The organism is Gemmatimonadota bacterium (assembly GCA_016704275.1).
In the GTDB taxonomy this organism is placed as follows: Bacteria; Gemmatimonadota; Gemmatimonadetes; order Gemmatimonadales; family GWC2-71-9; genus Palsa-1233.
The window spans coordinates 515,225-532,177 of sequence record JADJAK010000002.1 but is presented as its reverse complement, the minus strand read 5'-3'; the positions used below and the strand labels follow the sequence as shown (position 1 = coordinate 532,177).

Sequence of the window (16,953 nt, the reverse complement as noted above, 5' to 3'; positions counted from 1 at the left end):
TAATGCTCACCTCCGCCGACCTCGATTTCTTCGCCGCCGTCGCGACTTCCCCCTCGCTTGCCGCGGCGGCTCGCTCCCTCGGCGTCTCGCCGCCCGCCGTGACCCAGCGGCTCCAGGAACTTGAGCGGCGGGTCGGCGTGCGGCTGGTGCACCGGACCGGCCGCACCTTGGCGCTGACGGAGGAAGGCCTCCTCCTCGCGGACGGGGGTGGGTCAATCGTCGCGGCGCTGGGGAGCTTGACCGACCAGATCCAGGCGCGGCGTGGCGCGGTCACCGGGCGGCTCCGCCTCGTGGCGCCGCTCGGCTTCGGACGGGTGTACATCGCCCCGCTGGTATCGGCGTTCGCCGCGACCCACCCCGCGGTGCAGGTCGAGCTGCACCTCTCCGACCGGCAGGGGACGATTTCCGATGGGAACTGGGACATCGCCGTGCATATCGGCGAGCTGCGCGATTCATCGCTGGTGGCCCATCGGATCGCGCCGAACGATCGGATCTGCTGTGCTGCGCCGTCGCTGCTCGCCACGCGTGGGCTCCCGGCGTCGCCAGGGGAGCTGACGGGATGGCCCTGCATCGCCATTCGCGAGAACGACGAAGACACCACGCTCTGGCGCTTCGCGTCGGCGGAGCGGACGCAGACGGTCCGCATCGAGCCGGCGCTGGCCACCAACGATGGTGAGGTCGCGCGCGACTGGGCGGTCGCCGGGCTCGGCGTCGTGGTCCGCTCGGAGTGGTCGGTCGCGGAGGACCTCGCGGCGGGTCGCCTGATGCGCGTCCTCCCGGAGACGCCACCACCCAGTGCCGACGTGATGGCGCTGGTCGCGAGTCGGGCGGGGCGATCGGCGAGGGTGACCGCCTTCATTGCGGCCTTGCGGCGCGCGTTCACTCGAGTGCCGTGGCGGGAGGGCCCACCAACGACCCCCACTTGACAAATCCACTGTGTATACTGAGTATATCACTATGCACAGTGGCTTGAACCTCGCCAAGGCCGATCCCCGGCCGATCTACCTGCAGATCATCGAGCAGGTCCGCCAGCGCATCGCGCTGGGCGATTGGCCCGCCGGCTTTGGGCTCCCGTCCATCCGGGAGCTGTCCGCCGAGCTGCGCGTCTCCGTCATCACCGTCAAGCGCGCCTATTTCGAGCTCGAGCGCGAAGGGGTGATCGTGACGCGCCACGGGATCGGGTCGGTCGTGGCTGAAGTGCCCGACCTGCAGGATCGGCTCTTCGAGGCACAGCTCCAGCCGCTGCTCGAGACGCTGGCCGACCTCGCCGTCCGCCACCAACTCCCCATCGAGGCGTTGCGCGCACGTCTCGCTGAGGCGATTCGCCGCGCCGAGGATTGCTCATGACCGACCATGCCATCCGGCTCCGGGGAGTGTGCAAGCACTATCCCCCGTTCTCCCTGCGCGACGTCGCCCTCGAGGTGCCGACGGGCAGCATCACGGGATTCATCGGCGCCAACGGCGCCGGGAAGTCGACGACCATTCGCATCATCATGGGGCTGGTCACCGCCGATTCCGGCGAGATCGAGGTGCTTGGCCACCGCATCCCGGAGGCCACCGCGCGTGCCAAGCAGGACATCGGCTATGTGTCCGAGGACACGCGCCTCTTTCCGCGGGCGACACTGCAGTGGCACATGGACTTTGTGGCGCAGGTCTTCGGCGCGTGGGACGGTGCGTACGCCGCCGCGCTCGTGCGCCGCTTCGATCTTCGCCCGGAGCAGCGCATCAAGGGGATGTCCCATGGTCAGCGGATCAAGGCCGCGCTGCTGCTCGCGCTTGCTCGGCGGCCGACGCTGCTTGTCCTCGATGAGCCGACCACGGGCCTCGATCCGGTGGCGCGGCAGGAAGTGATCGGCGCATTGACCGATGTGGTCCGGGACGCGGGGCGCTCGGTGCTCTTCTCGAGCCAGAACACGCTGGATGTGGAGCAGATCGCCGACCGCGTGAACTTCATCGATCGGGGGCGGATCATCGATGCCGACGACACGGCCGCGTATCTCGATCGGTGGCGTCGCCTGCGCCTGGAGCTCGCGGTGCCGGGAGTGGTGCCCGTGTTGCCGCACATCGTGCAGACGGCCATGCATGGACATGTCGCCACGCTCGTGACGGATCATTACGACGAGGCGATGCTCCAGGCGTGTGCGGCGGGCGGGGCGACGGTGCAGGGGGTGGAGCGCCTCACCCTCGAGGAAATCTTCGTGACCACGGTGATGGCACGCCGTGAGGAGGTCGCGGCGTGAATACCACGATGATTGGCCACCTGGTCCGCAAGGACTGGTACTTCCAGCGCGGCCCGATCGCCGCCGGGCTGGCGCTCGGACTTCTGAGTCTCGGCATGTTGCTCTCATCGAGCCAGGGCGTCTTCTATCTCGGCGCGGTGCTGCTGCTCACGGTCGTGATCAGCATCGGGATCTTTCTGACCTTCCTGACCGTGGTGCAGGAGCGCACGCAGGGGATGCTGCCGTTCGTGATGTCGTTGCCGATCGGGGTGCGCGAGTACACCGCGGCCAAACTCGCCGCCAACCTGCTCCTCTTCCTCACGCCCTGGCTCATGCTCGGCGCGGGCGCCACCGCCGTGATCCTCCTGCGTGAGTCGGTGCCCGACGGCGTGCTGCCGTTCACCATCGCCCTGCTCCTGTACGTCCTGTGCGGCTACATCGTCACGCTGGCCACGGCGATCGTCACGGACTCCGAAGCGTGGACCATTGCCGTCATGGCGACGATCAACCTTGGGTTGCAGGCGTACATCTATTGGTCGCTGCGGCTGGCGGATGTCGCCGCCACCATCTCCGGGCCCACCGTCGCGTGGGTACCGAGTCTGCGCACGATCGCCGCCGTCGAACTTGGCGTCGTGGCGCTGGTCCTCGTTGCCACCTGGCAATGGCAATCGCGCCGCAAAGACTTCCTCTGATCTAGGCCGACTGTCGGCCAGCGGGTTGCCTCACCCCTGTCGTTCCCGGCAGGGGCTCGGGGGACCGCATCGTATGGACGTGGAGTGGAATCGTGACTCACGCAGCTCCCGCACGGTGGCATGGCCTCGATGCCGTGCGCGGATTCGCCCTCGTCGCGGGCGTGGTGCTCCACGCCTCGATGGCCTTCCTGCCCGGTCCCCAGCTTTGGCTGGTGGCGGATGCCACGCGCAGCACCACGTTGTCGGTGGCGTTCTTCACGATCCACATGGCGCGGATGACGCTCTTCTTCGTGCTGGCCGGATTCTTCGGTCGCGTGGTCCGTGAGCGGCTCGGGACCGCCGGCTTCCTGCGTCAGCGCGCGCTGCGCATCGGGGTGCCGCTGGTGCTGGCCTGGCCGATCGTGCTCGGTGTCATCGATGCCGTGCTGCAGGTGTCGGTGCCGGGCAGCTCGGCCATTGAAGGGAGACTCACGGTCGCGACCTTCCCACTCGCGCACCTCTGGTTCCTCTATCTACTCCTCTGGTTGTATTCCGGCGCGCTCCTCGTGCGCGGCGTCGTCGTGCTGCTTGACCGCGCAGGGCGCCTGCGCACCATGGCGGATGCCAGCATGCGACTCCTGATCGGGCCGTGGACGCCCGTGGTGCTGGCCCTCCCGGTGACGTGGTGGCTCTACGACACGCCGTACTGGATGGGGTGGTTCGGGATTCCGACGCCGGACACCGGTCTGCTGCCGAACCGCGCCGCGCTGCTGAGCTACGGACTCGCCTTCGGCCTCGGCTGGGTGATGCATCGTCAGGCCGAGCTGTTGCTGCAGCGCATTGAGCGGTGGTGGGCGCTCTCCCTGGTGATGGCCATTGCCGCCACGGCGGCGTGCCTGGCAATGGGGGGCCTGACGCCGCGTCTTATGCCGGCGGCATTCGGGGCGCAGAAGCTGTACTTCGCCGCGCTCTACGCCCTGGGAGTGTGGAGTTGGACCTGCGGGCTCATCGGCCTTGGCTTGCACTTCCTGCCGGCGCTGTCGCCCACGCGCCGCTACCTCGCCGATGCCTCGTACTGGATCTACCTGGCCCACCTCCCGCTGCTGCTCGGATTGCAGCTCCTGATGCGCGACTGGCGGCTCCCCTGGCCGGTGAAGTTTGTGCTGCTCCTCGGGACGACGATCCTGCTCCTGCTCCTCTCCTATCACTGGTTGGTGCGTTCGACCTTCGTCGGCGCACTTCTCAACGGCCGTCGCCATCCGCGTGCCTGGCCAACTCCCTCCAACACTGGAACAACTCTGATGCGTGCACTTGCCCTGCTTCTTCTGATGCCTGCGGCGCTCGGTGCGCAGGCGCCTGCTCCACCGGCCGCGATGCCGCTGCCCACTTTGCTGGCGCGCTATGCAGCGGCGAGTGGCCCGCTCGACAAGATCCAGAATCGTCGCGTTGCGATGAAGGTGACCGGGATCCTGCCCGAGGCGATCCCGGTCGTGAGCGAGGCGATGCGTCCGAACCTGCTCCGCAAGGACGCGACCGTGGCGGGGGCGGTGCAGATCACCGCGACCGACGGGGCGAAGCCGTGGCGCATCGACCCCTTCGCCTCACGCGACGGCAAGGCGACGGACGTGCCGGCCGCGGAGCTGGCGGACTTTCTCGAAGAGACCGACTTCGACGGGCCGTTGATCGGTGCCGCGGCGAAGGGAATCGTGGTGACCTACGCCGGACCGAGAGTGGTCCAGGTGCGTGGCACCGCCATCCCGGTGCATGCCGTGAACGTGCGTTGGCCGAATGGCCGCACGGCCACGGTGCACCTGGACGCGCGGAGCTATCTGGAGGTGTTGCGAATGCAGCGCCGGCCGGTCATGGGGCGCGACGCGTCGATGAGCATCACGAGCGGTGACTATCGCGTCGTGCAGGGAATTCAGGTGCCATACGTGATGGAGATCATGGTGGAGGGATCGCCTGCGCCGGTGCGTCTGCAGATCGACAAGGTCGAATTCAATGTGGCAATCGATCGGGGGCGGTTTCGTCGGCCGTAGGGAGCGAGGACTACATTGCACCAGCACCTTCGCCGGGAGCATCACCGTGCACGACGCTGAACACGTTCACCCGCTGGAACGTATGCCGCTGCCGAGGCCGCTGCTGTTGTCGATGCTCTGGGTCAGCGTCACCCTCTGTTACCTCTACGGCGATTACTTCGGCTTGTACGTGCCCGGAAAGATCCAGCAGCTGCTCGACGGCCGAATGGGTCCCCTCGGCGCGGTGACCCAGCAGGTGCTCCTGGGCACCGCGACGATGATGGCGATGCCGTCGCTGATGGTCGTGCTCTCGCTGGTGCTGGCGCCGCGGGTGAGCCGGTGGCTGAACATCGTGGCGGGGGTGTTGTTCACCGCGAGCATGCTGCTCACGATGCCGGGCGCGTGGCGCTTCTACCTTCTGCTCGGAGTCATCGAGGTGGCGCTTACCGTGAGCATCGTCTGGATGGCGTGGACGTGGCCGAGGCGTGCCGCATGAGCCGCACCTCGACGCGCAGTGCCGGGCTGATCTATCTTGTGGTTGTTGTGACCGGGTTGTTCACCCTCGGCATCGTCCCCTCGCGGCTCCTCGTCGACGGTGACCCGACGCGCACGGTGCAGAATCTGGTGGCGAACGAATACCTCTGGCGGCTGGGGATCGTCTCCGGCTACGTCTGTTACACCGCGTTCCTGCTGCTCCCGCTGGAGCTCTACCGCGTGCTGCACCACGTGAGTCCACGAGCCGCGGTCGCGATGGTGGCACTGGCGGCGGTCAGCGCACCGATTGCGTTCCTGAACCAGGTGCACCTGCTGGACATTCTCACGTTGATCGGCAATGCGTCGCTCACCCCCGAGGTGATGGCGGCAGGGGTGTCGGCGGAGCTCTCGACCTACCAGAACGGCCAGTTGATGGCGCAGATCTTCTGGGGGCTGTGGCTCTTGCCGTTCGGCTACCTGGTCTATCGCTCGGGGTTTCTCCCGAAGGCGCTCGGCGTGGTGCTGATGGTGGGCGGCGTCGGCTATGTCACGCACTTCGTGGCGACGATGCTGCTCCCCGGCTATCCGGAAATGGCGATTGTTCGCTGGATCCGGAAGCCGGCAGGGCTGGGTGAGATGGGCGCCGCGTTGTGGATGGCGGTGCGGGGAGCGGGAAGGACGCGGGCGGCGTGACCTCGATTGCCCTCGTCGCCCACCGGTCGGGGAGCGGGCCTGCGTTCATCGGCAGCGCGTCGCATGGTGACGCGTCTGAGATCTTCCACCCGAGCCGCGCTACACGAATCGCCGAAAAGTCGAACTGATCGCTCCGATCTGCTCGGCACTTAACCCCGTCACCTTCGCCTCCGGCTCCCACGTCGTCAGCGCGGCATCGACCTCACCGAGGATCTCGGCGCCGTCATGCGGGACATCGAAGGCACGCCCCACCGCGAGCAGGTCGTCGCGGGTGAAGTCGTCGTCCTTGCCGCCGACGGTCATCTGGTGGGTGAGCGTCCAGTTGCTGCCGTAGGCCCAGGTCACGTCGAAGGCGGGGGCGAGGCGCCAGCGGCCGTCGGGTCCCATCAGGAAGGCGATGTTCTTGACGTGATCGTCCTGATTGCGTGCGGCAAGGTTGAACACCATGCGCCGGAACGCCTGGTCGATCGCGGGCTGGCCCATGCCGAGGGTGCGGATGGTGCGGAAGTAGTCTTCGTAGGAGACCAGCTGCCGGATGTTGTAGTCGGCGTGAAGGAGGCCGCCGAGGGAGTGCAGGTGGATGCGCTCGCTCCCGTCGCGATCGAACCGCTGTGTCATGAAGTGGGCGAAGTCGCGCTCGTGCAGCAGGTGGCACTCCGCCATCTCGATGCCCGCGGCGCGTGCCATCTGCGCGTAGGCGTACTCGATGCGGCCGAACGGTCCCGGCGCGAACGCCTTGTCGAGCGCGTGGCCGCCCTGGCCGGCGGAGACGCCGTCGAACTTGATCAGCCACTGCTCGTCACCGGCGGCTGCAGGCGCAAAGGCCGACTTCACCCGACCGAGCGCGCGGTTCCACTGGATCAGCGCCTTGGCGCGCGCACCGCCGGCACTCGCGCCGACACGCATCATCTCCGGGACGGCCACAGCCGGGTCACCCTCGATCACGCGCCGTGCCTCGGCGACGAGCTGCGCCACCGAGAGCGCTTCTTCCGCTTCGCGACTCGCCTGCCGATCGAGCGGCGGCGTGAACTCGAGTGCGCCCATCGCGCGCCTGCCGATATAGAGCAGTCGCTGTACCGGACTCAGCGCCGCGGCGGGCGTGCCGCGCTGCTCGAAGTAGCGCTTGATGACCGCGTTGCCGAACGCATCGGGAAGGGAATCGGCGAGCACACCCGGCAGTCCGGCGAAGGCCTCGACGCGCTGCAGCTCGGGAAAGGCGACGGGCCCGCTCTGGGTGAGGGGGAGGTGGATGGGGGAGATCTCAAGCCCCGAGCGTCGGAATGGCTCGCTGTACTCGAAGGTGACCGCGCCGAGGCGGTCCTCGGCGACCGCGCCAACGTGCTGCCCCCAGAGGTGCACGCTCGCGACGGTGTACTCCGTCGCCGGACGGCGCCGCGGCGCGCGCTGCGGAACGTCAGTCACTGGTGGGTCCGCTGCTCCGGCGGCGTGGTCGGCCGGCGCGTTGCCGCTCGCGGCCGGCCATCGACGCGAGCTGCAGGGGCGAGACGAGTGGTGCCGGGAGGAAGGCGTCCAGCGCGTCGACGCGGCCCAGGGCACGGAGGATCCTCACGACGGTCTCGAAGGTGGGGTTCGCCCCTGATTCGGCGCGCTCGACCGTGCGGATGGCGACGCCGGCCTCGCTCGCGACTTCGGCGACGGTGCGATTCTGCTGGAGCCGGTAGCGCTTGAGGCGCTCGCCGGCCTCGCGGAGGATCTCGTCGGTGGTGGCGGATGGGGTGTGTGGGTGCATGGCTGATGCTCCATGTAAACCAGCTTTTGTGACGCTTTATTGCATCATAGTGCTTAAAGACGTCGTATAATGCAGATAATACTGGCATGAGTGAAAGAATGCAATACAAATAGCCAACAATCCGACTTTCCAGTCAGATTGTTGGCACAAATTAGCTTATTGCGACATTTATGACTCTTACAAACCTACTACTATCCTACTTCTACCTCGGCAACCAACTCCCCCCACTCACCAACTCCGCCACCACATCCTCGCTGGTCCGGTCCGCTGCCTCGGCCGCGAAGTTCGTCATCACCCGGTGCCGGAGCACCGCCAACGCCACGCTCTTCACGTCGTCCAAGTCCGCCTGCGGCCGGCCATCCATCGCGGCGCGCGCCTTGGCGCCGAGCACCAGGTACTGCGACGCACGCGGCCCGGCACCCCACTCGACATACTCGCGCACCAGCGGCGGCGCCTCGGCCTCGTTCGGCCGCGTCATCCGCGCCAGCAGCACCGCAGCCGAAATCAGCGACTGGCTCACCGGAATCCGCCGCACCAGCGACTGCATCGCCGAGAGCTCGGCACCGTCGAAGACCGGCTTGACCGTCGGCATCCGTGAGCCGGTGGTCTGCGCCACGATCGTCTCCTCCTCGCTGCGCGACGGATAGCCGAGCCGGAGCTCGAGCATGAAGCGGTCGAGCTGCGCCTCGGGGAGGGGGTAGGTCCCCTCCTGCTCGATCGGATTCTGCGTGGCCAGGACAAAGAACGGCGCGGGGAGCGGGTAGGTCTGCCCGGCGACGGTCACCGTCCGCTCCTGCATCGCCTGGAGCAGGGCGGCCTGGGTCTTCGGCGGCGTCCGGTTGATCTCGTCGGCCAGGACCACCTGGGCGAAGATCGGCCCCGGGACGAAGCGGAAGTGCCGCTTGCCAGTCGCCGGATCCTCCTCGACCAGCTCAGTCCCGGTGATGTCGCCCGGCATCAGGTCCGGGGTGAACTGCACCCGGTTGAAGGAGAGGTTCAGCGCCTCGGCCACGGTCGAGACCAGCAGCGTCTTGGCCAGCCCCGGGACACCCACCAGCAGGGCATGCCCCCCGCCCAGAATGGCGGTCAGGACCCCGTCCACTGCCTCGGTTTGCCCGACCACCCGCTCGGCAACCTGGGTCCGGAGGGCAGTGACACCCTCGGCGAGCCGCCGGAGCTGGGTGAGGTCGTCTGGGGCGGTCGGAGCGGTCATCGGAGGTCCGGAAGGAGGTTTGGTGAGGGGGGAAGATAGGGGGGCCAGAAGCCCGATGATCGATCATCGATGATCGATCATCGATCATCCCTTGCCGACCTCGGTACGCCCCCCCTGCGGATGGGGTTTCGCGGGGGTCGTTTTCGCTTGCGAAATATTTCACAAGCCCATACCTTCCCGCCCGTGAAACCCCGTGATTCGGGCAATCGAGCCATGGGAGAGGGGTGGGTCTACGTCTCCCACGGGATCACCTTCGCGGTGGTCGTGACCCTCTCCGCGTTGGGCGGCGTCTGGCTCGATCGACGCCTCGGCACGATGCCGCTTGCGACCCTCGTCGGCACCATCGGCGGGACGGCCTGGGTCGGGGTCTGGCTCTTCGCCAAGTTGCGCGGCGGGAAGGGGCCCAAGGAGCCACCCGCTGGGTAGCCGAGCGCTGGTCGGCGCGGTCGCGACCGCCGTGGTGAGCTTGGCGGCGTGGCTGGCAAGTGGGAGGGCAGGGGCGACGGGTGCGGCCACGGCCGGCCTCGTGGCGACGCTGCTCTCGCTGCTGGCGGTCCGGTTGGTCAAGCGGACCGGGCGCGAGCCGACGGTGGACCAGTTGATGGTGTATGGCATCGGCGTGGTGCTGCGGATGCTCGGTGTGCTGATCATTGCGGTGCTGGTGATGCGCGACCCGGAACGCTTTCCGGTGCTGCCCACCGCCCTGGGATATCTGGGAGTGATCCTCCCGCTTCTGTATCTGGAGACACGGCTGCGATCATGAGTGGCGAGAGCGAAGGGTTCAGCATTGCCGAGATGATGTTCCACCACACGGCCGACGCCCATGAACTGGACTTCGGCGGGTACATCATTCATCTCCCGCGCTGGGAGCCGGTGCACATCGGCAGCATGGCCATCGACCTCTCGCCGACGCGCCACGTCGTCTTCCTCGTGCTGGCCGCGATCATCGTCGTGGCGCTGATGTGGACCACCGCCAACGGCGTCGAGAAGGCGCGCAAGGCCGGTGTCCCGCCGAAGGGCTTCGCCGGGATGATGGAGATGGTCGTCCTCTACGTGCGGAACGAGATCGCCATCGCCAACATCGGCGAAGAAGAGGGCCGCCGCTGGGCGCCCTTCATCATGACGCTCTTCTTCCTGATCCTCGTCTCGAACTTCCTTGGCCTGATTCCGTTCGGCTCCTCGCCGACCGGCAATCTCGCGATGACCGGCGCGCTGGCGTTCATCGTGCTGCTGGCCATCGAGATCGGCGGGATGTTCAAGCTCGGCTTCAAGGGCTACATGGGCACGATCTTCCCGCACGTCGAGGGGCTCCACGGCGCCGGCGCCGTCGCGATGTCGATCGGCATGGCGCCGATCGAAGTCCTCTCGAAGCTGGTCAAGCCCTTTGCGCTCGCCGTCCGACTCTTCGGCAACATGGTCGCCGGCCACTTCGTCCTGCTCTCGCTCTTCGGCATCGTCTTCATGTTCAGCGGCCTCGGCCTGATCGGCAGCGGCGGCATCGCGCTGATCACTGGCGCGGTGGTCGTCGGCATCATGTTCCTCGAGCTGATCGTGGCGCTGCTGCAGGCGTATGTCTTTGCGCTGTTGAGCGCGGTGTTTATCGGGATGATGCAGCACGAGCACTAGAAAGCGGTCGTAGGTCGTAAGTCGTAGGTCGTAAGTCTCGGGAGTGGTGTCATCCTGAGCGAAGTCCGCGCAGCGGACGAAGTCGAAGGACCTACGACCTAAGACCGAAGACGTACGACCTATGACTTACGACTTACGACCTGTTCCACCCCGGCTCTCCGTGCATCCAGGAGTTCCGGCTTCGAGGCGGTGACCGTCACCGCCCAGGAGGTTGGGCCTCGGCCCGTTGACCTCCATCGTATGGCCGCTCGTTCCGGAAGAGACGAGATGGCTGGCGCGCGATGCAGATCCTTGACTCATCTTCCCTGGCTTTACGGACTACCAAAATGATGATGAACCTCCTGATGCAGACTGGTGAGATGTCGGAAGCGGCGGCGAAGTTGATCGGCGCGGGCTATGGTCAGCTCGGCGCCGGCATCGCGATCGGCCTCGCCATCCTCGGCGCGGGTCTCGGCCTCGGCCGGATCGGTGGCCAGGTGGCCGAAGGGATCGCGCGGCAGCCGGAAGCGGCGGGCGAGATCCGCGGCGCGGGCCTGCTGATCGCCGTCCTCCTCGAAGGCGCCACGATCATCGCGCTCGTCTTCGCCCTGCTCTTCAAGGTCATTAAGTGATCATCCCGATGCTGCTCCTCAGCACGGAAGGTGGGGAGGGGCTTCCTGGCCCCTTCCAGCCGACCCCGGCGCTTGCGGTGTGGACGGTGGTGGTCTTCGCGGTGGTGTTGTTCATCCTCGCGAAGAAGCTCTTCCCGGTGATCGTCCGCGCGACGGCCGACCGCGAGGAGACCATCCGGCTGCAGCTCGCCGAGGCGAAGCAGATGCATGCCGAAGCCCAGGCGGCGCTCGAGGAACAGCGTCAACTGCTGGCGGGCTCGCGTGGCGAGGCGACGGCGATGCTGGCCGAAGCGCGTCAGGCGGCCGAGCGCGAGCGCACGCTTGCCGTCGAGAAGACCCGTGCCGAGCAGGATGAGATGCTGGCGCGTGCCCGTCGCGAGATCGAGGCGGAGAAGGGCCGTGCCGTCGCCGAGCTCCGTCGTGAGGCGGTGGATCTGGCGATTGCGGCCGCCGGCAAGGTCGTCGGGCAGTCGCTCGACAGCGCCGCCGATCGCAAGCTGGTCGAGGAATACCTCGGGTCGATCGGGAAGTCGGCGTGAGGGAAGTCACCATCGCCCGCAACTACGCCGAGACGCTGCTGTCGCTGGCGAAGCACGCGGGGGCTCCGGAGGCGTGGGGCACCCTGATGGACGAGGCGACCGCGGCACTGGGTACCCCGTCGATCGAGGCGGTGATGATGTCGCCGCGCGTCACCAAGGAGAAGAAGGTCGAGATCATCCGACTGGCCCTCCAGGGCGCCCCGTCGCCGTTCATCCTCTTCCTCGCCGCGGTGGTCAAGCGCGGCCGGCAGATGCTGTTGCCCCAGATCGCCGACGAGTACCGGACGCTGGTGGACGTGCAACTCAATCGCGTGCGGGCCGGGGTCACCCTGGCGCGCGACGTCGATGCCCTCACCCGGCAGGTGCTGGTGGAGCGGCTGAAGACGGCGATCGGCAAGGACGTGATTGCAGGCTTCGCGGTCGACCCGTCGCTGCTCGGTGGCGTGGTCGTGAAGATCGGCGATCGTGTCTACGACGGCTCGGTGCGGAAGCGCCTCGCGATGCTGCGCAACAAGCTCATCAGCCGCTGAATTCCGCGGTTGGACGGACCCGCGACGCCGCACGCAGCACTGGTGCGGCGTCGCTCGTTTCCGGGTATCCTTCGGGTCATCCCATGACCATCCTGACCACGCGATGCCTGCTGATTGCCGCCCTCTGCGCGCCTGCCACCCTCGGGGCGCAGCGGCCGTTTCCGGATGCCTGGTACAACGACGCCGGCGGCCTCACCCTCGGCGTCCGACTCCGCACGCCGCTGACGGAACACGGTGATCGGCATACCCTGCGCCTCGGCTGGTCGACCGGGCTCCTCTCGCCCCGCGACACGACGGTGAAGACGCTGCAGGCGTCGCTGACGCTGGAGAATCCGTTCCGGATTCAGCGGCTCGACGTCACGCAGCGGATCGACCTCTTCCGGCTCGACGGGCGGAGCGGCGCCTCCATCAGCATCGCGCAGCGCGACCGCGTCGGGGCCGCACTCCGCTGGGTCGCGGTGCACGACGATCGCTTCGTGGCGGGACCGACGTGGGAGGTCGGCGGCACCGTCGAAATTCCCGTCTGGATCGAACGCCATGGCACCATCGGCGCGTGGCAGACCCGCGCGCGCGGCACCGTCACCGGTGGCATCGAGTATCGCCGCCCGGGCGACGGCATCACCACGCGCACGCGCTACGACCTCCAGCCGTGGGGCAAGCTCGCGCTCGAGGCGATTGCGCGTCGCACGCTGTCGAGTCGCGTCGAGCTGGCGATGCGCGGCGCCCATGCGTCGTTGTTCAGCGCCGATCCGCTCCTGCCGCAACGACGGTTGTTCGTCGCCGGCGCCGACCCGTATGAGCAGCTCGCGAACCCGTTCCTCCGCGCCGACGGTGCGCCGCTGGTGCGCGGCGAGATGGCGGGACACTGGCACGAGGCGGGCGGCGGCAACCTCCGCGGCTTTGCGCCATCACTCTCGACCAACCACCTCACCTCGGTCAATGTCGAAGTGGTGGCCACCATCGCGCAGCCGAGGACGCCGCTCCTTTCGCGCGTCGCGCTCGTCGCCTTCGGCGATGCCGCGCGTCTCGGCGGCGAGCGCGGCCCCGGGGGCGATGGGACCTCGCTGGCGCTGCTGCTTCCGGTGCGCCGCATGTTGGTCGATGCCGGCGCCGGGCTGCGGCTCACGCACCGACTCTTCGGGATGGAGTTCACCAGCCGGCTCGAATTGCCGTTCTACGTCAACGACTCGCCCTGGGCCGCGTCCGAGCCGATGGACCGCGTCTCCGCGAAGCGCTGGCTCATCGGCATCGCCCCGGTGATCCGATGACCGACTTTGGCGGCGACCGTCGCTCCTTCTTCCGGCGCGCCCTCGGCAACGCCATGGAGCAAGTGGCCAAGGCCACGGAAGAGCGGATCGTCCAGAAGCGCTATGTCCGGCCGCCCGGTGCCCTCGGCGAGGTCGGCTTCCTCACGGCGTGCACCCGATGCGGCGCCTGCGCTGCCGCGTGCCCGGCCGGGTCGATCCTGCATGTGCCGTCCAGCGGCGGACTCGCCGCGGCCACGCCCTATCTCGAGCCGGCGCGGATCCCCTGCATCGCCTGCCCCGACATGCCGTGCGCGGTCGCCTGCCCGACCGATGCGCTGACGGTTCCGCCGAACGGGTGGGAGGGCCAACGGCTCGGCTGGATTGAGTTTCATCCCGATCGCTGCATTACGTTTGAAGGAAAGGAATGCGGGGTCTGCGTCCGCAGTTGCCCTGTCGGGGAACGGGCGCTCTCGCTCGACGAGGACGGCCGCCCCGTGCTCAAGGTCGAGGGCTGCGTCGCCTGCGGCGTCTGCGTCCGCGACTGCATCACCGTCCCATCGTCGTTCACCTTCCACATGCAGGGGTCGTGATGGCCGAAGTGCCGCGGCGGGTCGAGAAACCATGGGGCCACGAGCTCATCTGGGCGCACACCGACCGGTACGTGGGCAAGGTGCTCCACGTGAAGGCGGGGCACATTCTCTCCTGCCAGTACCATCACAAGAAGGACGAGACGATGCACGTCTTCTCCGGGGAGCTGATTCTCCGGACCTGGCCGCACGAGGGGGCGGAGCCGGTCGAGCGGCCGTTCCGCGCCGGCGACTCGGTGCACATCCCCGCGCTCACCATTCACCAGATCGAAGCCGTCGTCGACAGCGACGTGCTCGAGGCCTCCACGCCGGAGCTCGACGACCTGGTACGCATCAACGACCGCTACGGACGAGGCTGACGCGATGCAGGTGATCATTCCGACCGCAGGGAAGGGCACTCGGCTCCGGCCGCACACGCACCTCATTCCGAAGCCGATGCTGAAGGTCGCCGGCCGCCCGGTCATGGACTGGGTGATGGACAAGCTCGTCGGCCTCGACGTCGAGGAGCTCATCTTCATCACGGGGCACCTCAAGGACCAGGTCGAGGCGCACGCGCGGAGCAGCTATGCCATCCCCTCGCGCTTCATCGAGCAGAAGGTCCAGGACGGCACGGCCGGGGCGATCAACCTCGCGCGGCCGTTCATCCACGGCCCGGTGATGATCATCTTCGTCGACACCGTCTTCGAGGCTGACCTCTCGCTGGCGGAGACGGTGGACGCCGACGGGATCATCTGGGCCAAGGAAGTCGAGGACTACCAGCGCTTCGGCGTGGTGGTGACCGATGCCGACGGCTACATGACGAAGATCGTCGAGAAGCCGAGCGAGCCGATCTCGAAGCTCGCCAACATCGGCCTCTACTTCATTCGCGATGTCGAGGCGCTCTGGGCCGGGATCGACGCAGTCCTTGCCGCACCGGCGAACAAGGGCGAGTACTACCTGACCGACGCGTTCCAGCACATGATCGAGCACGGCAAGAAGATCCGCACCGCCGAAGTCGGCGGTTGGTACGACTGCGGCCAGCTCGAGACCACCATCGAGACCAACGGCATCCTCCTCGCGCAGGGCGCGGCGAAGCACGGCCCGGTCGGCGCCGACGTGCGGATCGTCGAGCCGGTGCTGATCGAGCCCGGCTGCACGCTGGAGCGCTGCACCATCGGGCCCAACGTGACGCTCGAGGCCGGCACGACGGTGCGCGATTCCACCCTGGCCAATGCCATCGTCGGCCCGGGGTGCACCATCGAGCGGAGCACGCTCGACCAGGTGATGCTGGGCGAGAAGGCCAAGGTCATCGGCTTCACCGGCTCCGGCAGCTTCGGGGCGCATACCGAGGTGCACGGCGCATGACGGCTGACTTGACCGCCCTGCTCGCGTCGTACCTCGACCTGGCACGCCACCTCGATCCGATGCGCCATCCCGACGGTGCCCCCGCCGAGACCCAGCAGCGCCTCGGTCGCTTCGACGCGCCATGGTTGGTGGCGCAGGCCGCCGCGCTCCGCAGTATCGCACACGCCATCGAGGACCTCGAGGATGTGGAGGCGCTCGACGACGAGGTCGATCGCACCGCGCTGCTCGACACCATTCGTGATGACATCCTTGCCCTCGAGGCGGTGACCCAGGCCGAGGCCGCCGACCCGACCCTTCCGCTGCGTCACGCCGTCGACGCGCTCGCCGTGCTGATGGACGAGGGCTTCAACGCCGAAGCGGAAGCTGCGCTGCGCGGCCGGATCGCGGCGTTGCCGGAATTTCTCGGTGGCGTCCAAGCCGACACGCGCCCGATCCCCGATCAGACCGCCGGCGACGCGCTGGCACTCGTGGCCCAGCTCGAGGACTTGCTCGACGAGGCGTCGGAGTACCTCGATGACATCGCCGTCCAGCCCGCGCTGGTGGCATTGGCCGAGCATCGTCGCTGGCTGGAGGTCGAGGCGCCGCGTGGTGGCGAGCCGGGACTCGGCGAGGACGCGCTGGAGCGCCGCCTCGCGATGCTCACGCACGAGCCGGTGGGCATCCGCGGCACCCTCCGCATTCTCGAACTGCGCCGTGCCGGCGTCGAGCGGTCGCTGCACGCCGTCGCCCTGGTGCTGGGCTCCGAAGATCCGCTCGCGCTCGTCACCGAGTTGCAAGAGAACGGGGAGATCGACTTCGAGGAACTCCCGACCGAGTGGACCGATACCTGGGAGCGGGTGCGTGGCGAGCTGGTCACGCTCGGGCTTCCCGCGACGGACGCGCCGTGCACCGAGGATCCAGTAGACGCCTTCGATCGCCATGCGCTTGGTGGCGAGGCGATCCGCGCGCATGCCGAGCTGATGCAGGAGGCAGCGCGCGGCGAACTGTCGAGCGTCATTCGGCGAGTGCTGGTCGCGCCTGGCCTCGCGATGGGATGGGGGCGCACCGTCTCGGCGCTGGTCCGCACCACGATCGTCGGTGGCAGTGAGGAGCAGCAGTTGATGATGTGCCACCGCGCGCTGATCGAGAGCGCAGCGGCAGAGGTCGATCTCCAGTTGCAGGCGCGGCGGATGGATCGCGAAACCGCCACCGCGTTCGTGCGCGAGGTGACCGGGCTCTCCGAGGTGGAGGCGCGCCTCGTGGTGCAGGAGGTCTCGTCGCAGCCGCTCGAGGCGCTGGCCGCCGCGCTCTCGCACGAGGCGTGGCAGTCGTGGTACGCCGAACAGGGCGGCGATCCGGTCGCCTTCATCGGGCGCGCGCTGCAGGGTGGCGGCCTCCCGGTGCGGCTCGCCCGCTGGGCGCTTGGCCAGGACTGACGCACCACTCCCGCGC

General features: G+C 67.9%; 21 protein-coding genes. 18 read left to right on the top strand and 3 right to left on the bottom strand.

Annotated features, from left to right (window positions below; all coding sequences use genetic code 11):
• Positions 1-2: 2 nt before the first annotated feature.
• From IPG05_06285 to IPG05_06255, 7 genes are all read left to right on the top strand, one after another.
• Positions 3-926 (top strand): LysR family transcriptional regulator, encoded by a 924-nt coding sequence (locus tag IPG05_06285; GenBank protein MBK6494694.1) that lies wholly within the window; start codon positions 3-5, stop codon positions 924-926.
• Between the two features lie 31 nt (positions 927-957).
• Positions 958-1,347 carry a GntR family transcriptional regulator gene (locus IPG05_06280; protein MBK6494693.1) on the top strand — a complete coding sequence of 130 codons (390 nt, stop codon included), beginning with the start codon at positions 958-960 and terminating at the stop codon, positions 1,345-1,347.
• Complete coding sequence (locus IPG05_06275) at positions 1,344-2,240, top strand: ABC transporter ATP-binding protein (GenBank protein ID MBK6494692.1); 897 nt, start codon at positions 1,344-1,346, stop codon at positions 2,238-2,240. The genes IPG05_06280 and IPG05_06275 overlap by 4 nt, the downstream gene beginning before the upstream one ends.
• Positions 2,237-2,911, top strand: a complete 675-nt coding sequence (locus IPG05_06270; GenBank protein ID MBK6494691.1) for an ABC-2 transporter permease — start codon at positions 2,237-2,239, stop codon at positions 2,909-2,911. The genes IPG05_06275 and IPG05_06270 overlap by 4 nt, the downstream gene beginning before the upstream one ends.
• 92 nt (positions 2,912-3,003) lie before the next feature.
• Positions 3,004-4,929: an acyltransferase family protein gene (locus IPG05_06265; GenBank protein MBK6494690.1), complete on the top strand. Its 1,926-nt coding sequence runs from the start codon at positions 3,004-3,006 to the stop codon at positions 4,927-4,929.
• Positions 4,930-5,011: 82 nt separating this feature from the next.
• Positions 5,012-5,404 (top strand): hypothetical protein, encoded by a 393-nt coding sequence (locus IPG05_06260; GenBank protein ID MBK6494689.1) that lies wholly within the window; start codon positions 5,012-5,014, stop codon positions 5,402-5,404.
• Positions 5,401-6,075, top strand: a complete 675-nt coding sequence (locus IPG05_06255) for a DUF4386 domain-containing protein (GenBank protein MBK6494688.1) — start codon at positions 5,401-5,403, stop codon at positions 6,073-6,075. The genes IPG05_06260 and IPG05_06255 overlap by 4 nt, the downstream gene beginning before the upstream one ends.
• A 99-nt stretch (positions 6,076-6,174) precedes the next feature.
• Here IPG05_06255 and IPG05_06250 read toward each other — a convergent pair whose 3' ends face one another.
• The 3 genes from IPG05_06250 to IPG05_06240 all read right to left on the bottom strand — a co-directional run bounded on the left by IPG05_06250 (position 6,175) and on the right by IPG05_06240 (position 9,038).
• Entirely contained in the window at positions 6,175-7,497 is a 1,323-nt protein-coding gene (locus IPG05_06250) for a type II toxin-antitoxin system HipA family toxin (protein MBK6494687.1), read from the bottom strand.
• Entirely contained in the window at positions 7,490-7,825 is a 336-nt protein-coding gene (locus IPG05_06245) for a helix-turn-helix transcriptional regulator (protein MBK6494686.1), read from the bottom strand. Before IPG05_06245 ends, IPG05_06250 begins: the two co-directional genes overlap by 8 nt.
• A 202-nt stretch (positions 7,826-8,027) precedes the next feature.
• On the bottom strand, positions 8,028-9,038 hold the full coding sequence (locus IPG05_06240; GenBank protein MBK6494685.1) for an AAA family ATPase: 1,011 nt from the start codon (positions 9,036-9,038) through the stop codon (positions 8,028-8,030).
• Positions 9,039-9,221: 183 nt separating this feature from the next.
• On the opposite strand from IPG05_06240, the gene IPG05_06235 reads away from it, so the two are divergent.
• From IPG05_06235 to IPG05_06185, 11 genes are all read left to right on the top strand, one after another.
• On the top strand, positions 9,222-9,464 hold the full coding sequence (locus IPG05_06235) for an AtpZ/AtpI family protein (protein ID MBK6494684.1): 243 nt from the start codon (positions 9,222-9,224) through the stop codon (positions 9,462-9,464).
• Between the two features lie 34 nt (positions 9,465-9,498).
• On the top strand, positions 9,499-9,801 hold the full coding sequence (locus tag IPG05_06230) for an ATP synthase subunit I (GenBank protein MBK6494683.1): 303 nt from the start codon (positions 9,499-9,501) through the stop codon (positions 9,799-9,801).
• Positions 9,798-10,664, top strand: coding sequence for a F0F1 ATP synthase subunit A (gene atpB / locus IPG05_06225; GenBank protein ID MBK6494682.1), 867 nt, complete (start codon positions 9,798-9,800; stop codon positions 10,662-10,664). The genes IPG05_06230 and atpB overlap by 4 nt, the downstream gene beginning before the upstream one ends.
• Before the next feature lie 326 nt (positions 10,665-10,990).
• Positions 10,991-11,275, top strand: coding sequence for an ATP synthase F0 subunit C (locus IPG05_06220; protein MBK6494681.1), 285 nt, complete (start codon positions 10,991-10,993; stop codon positions 11,273-11,275).
• Positions 11,272-11,814, top strand: a complete 543-nt coding sequence (gene atpF, locus IPG05_06215) for a F0F1 ATP synthase subunit B (GenBank protein ID MBK6494680.1) — start codon at positions 11,272-11,274, stop codon at positions 11,812-11,814. Before IPG05_06220 ends, atpF begins: the two co-directional genes overlap by 4 nt.
• On the top strand, positions 11,811-12,344 hold the full coding sequence (atpH, locus tag IPG05_06210) for an ATP synthase F1 subunit delta (GenBank protein MBK6494679.1): 534 nt from the start codon (positions 11,811-11,813) through the stop codon (positions 12,342-12,344). The genes atpF and atpH overlap by 4 nt, the downstream gene beginning before the upstream one ends.
• An 83-nt stretch (positions 12,345-12,427) precedes the next feature.
• Positions 12,428-13,612, top strand: coding sequence for a hypothetical protein (locus IPG05_06205; GenBank protein ID MBK6494678.1), 1,185 nt, complete (start codon positions 12,428-12,430; stop codon positions 13,610-13,612).
• A 62-nt stretch (positions 13,613-13,674) separates the two neighbouring features.
• Positions 13,675-14,181 carry a 4Fe-4S dicluster domain-containing protein gene (locus IPG05_06200; protein MBK6494677.1) on the top strand — a complete coding sequence of 169 codons (507 nt, stop codon included), beginning with the start codon at positions 13,675-13,677 and terminating at the stop codon, positions 14,179-14,181.
• Positions 14,181-14,537 (top strand): cupin, encoded by a 357-nt coding sequence (locus IPG05_06195; protein ID MBK6494676.1) that lies wholly within the window; start codon positions 14,181-14,183, stop codon positions 14,535-14,537. Before IPG05_06200 ends, IPG05_06195 begins: the two co-directional genes overlap by 1 nt.
• 4 nt (positions 14,538-14,541) lie before the next feature.
• A complete protein-coding gene (locus tag IPG05_06190) occupies positions 14,542-15,522 on the top strand; it encodes an NTP transferase domain-containing protein (GenBank protein MBK6494675.1) in 981 nt (326 codons plus the stop codon).
• Positions 15,519-16,937 carry a hypothetical protein gene (locus tag IPG05_06185; GenBank protein MBK6494674.1) on the top strand — a complete coding sequence of 473 codons (1,419 nt, stop codon included), beginning with the start codon at positions 15,519-15,521 and terminating at the stop codon, positions 16,935-16,937. The genes IPG05_06190 and IPG05_06185 overlap by 4 nt, the downstream gene beginning before the upstream one ends.
• The last annotated feature ends 16 nt before the right edge of the window (positions 16,938-16,953 follow it).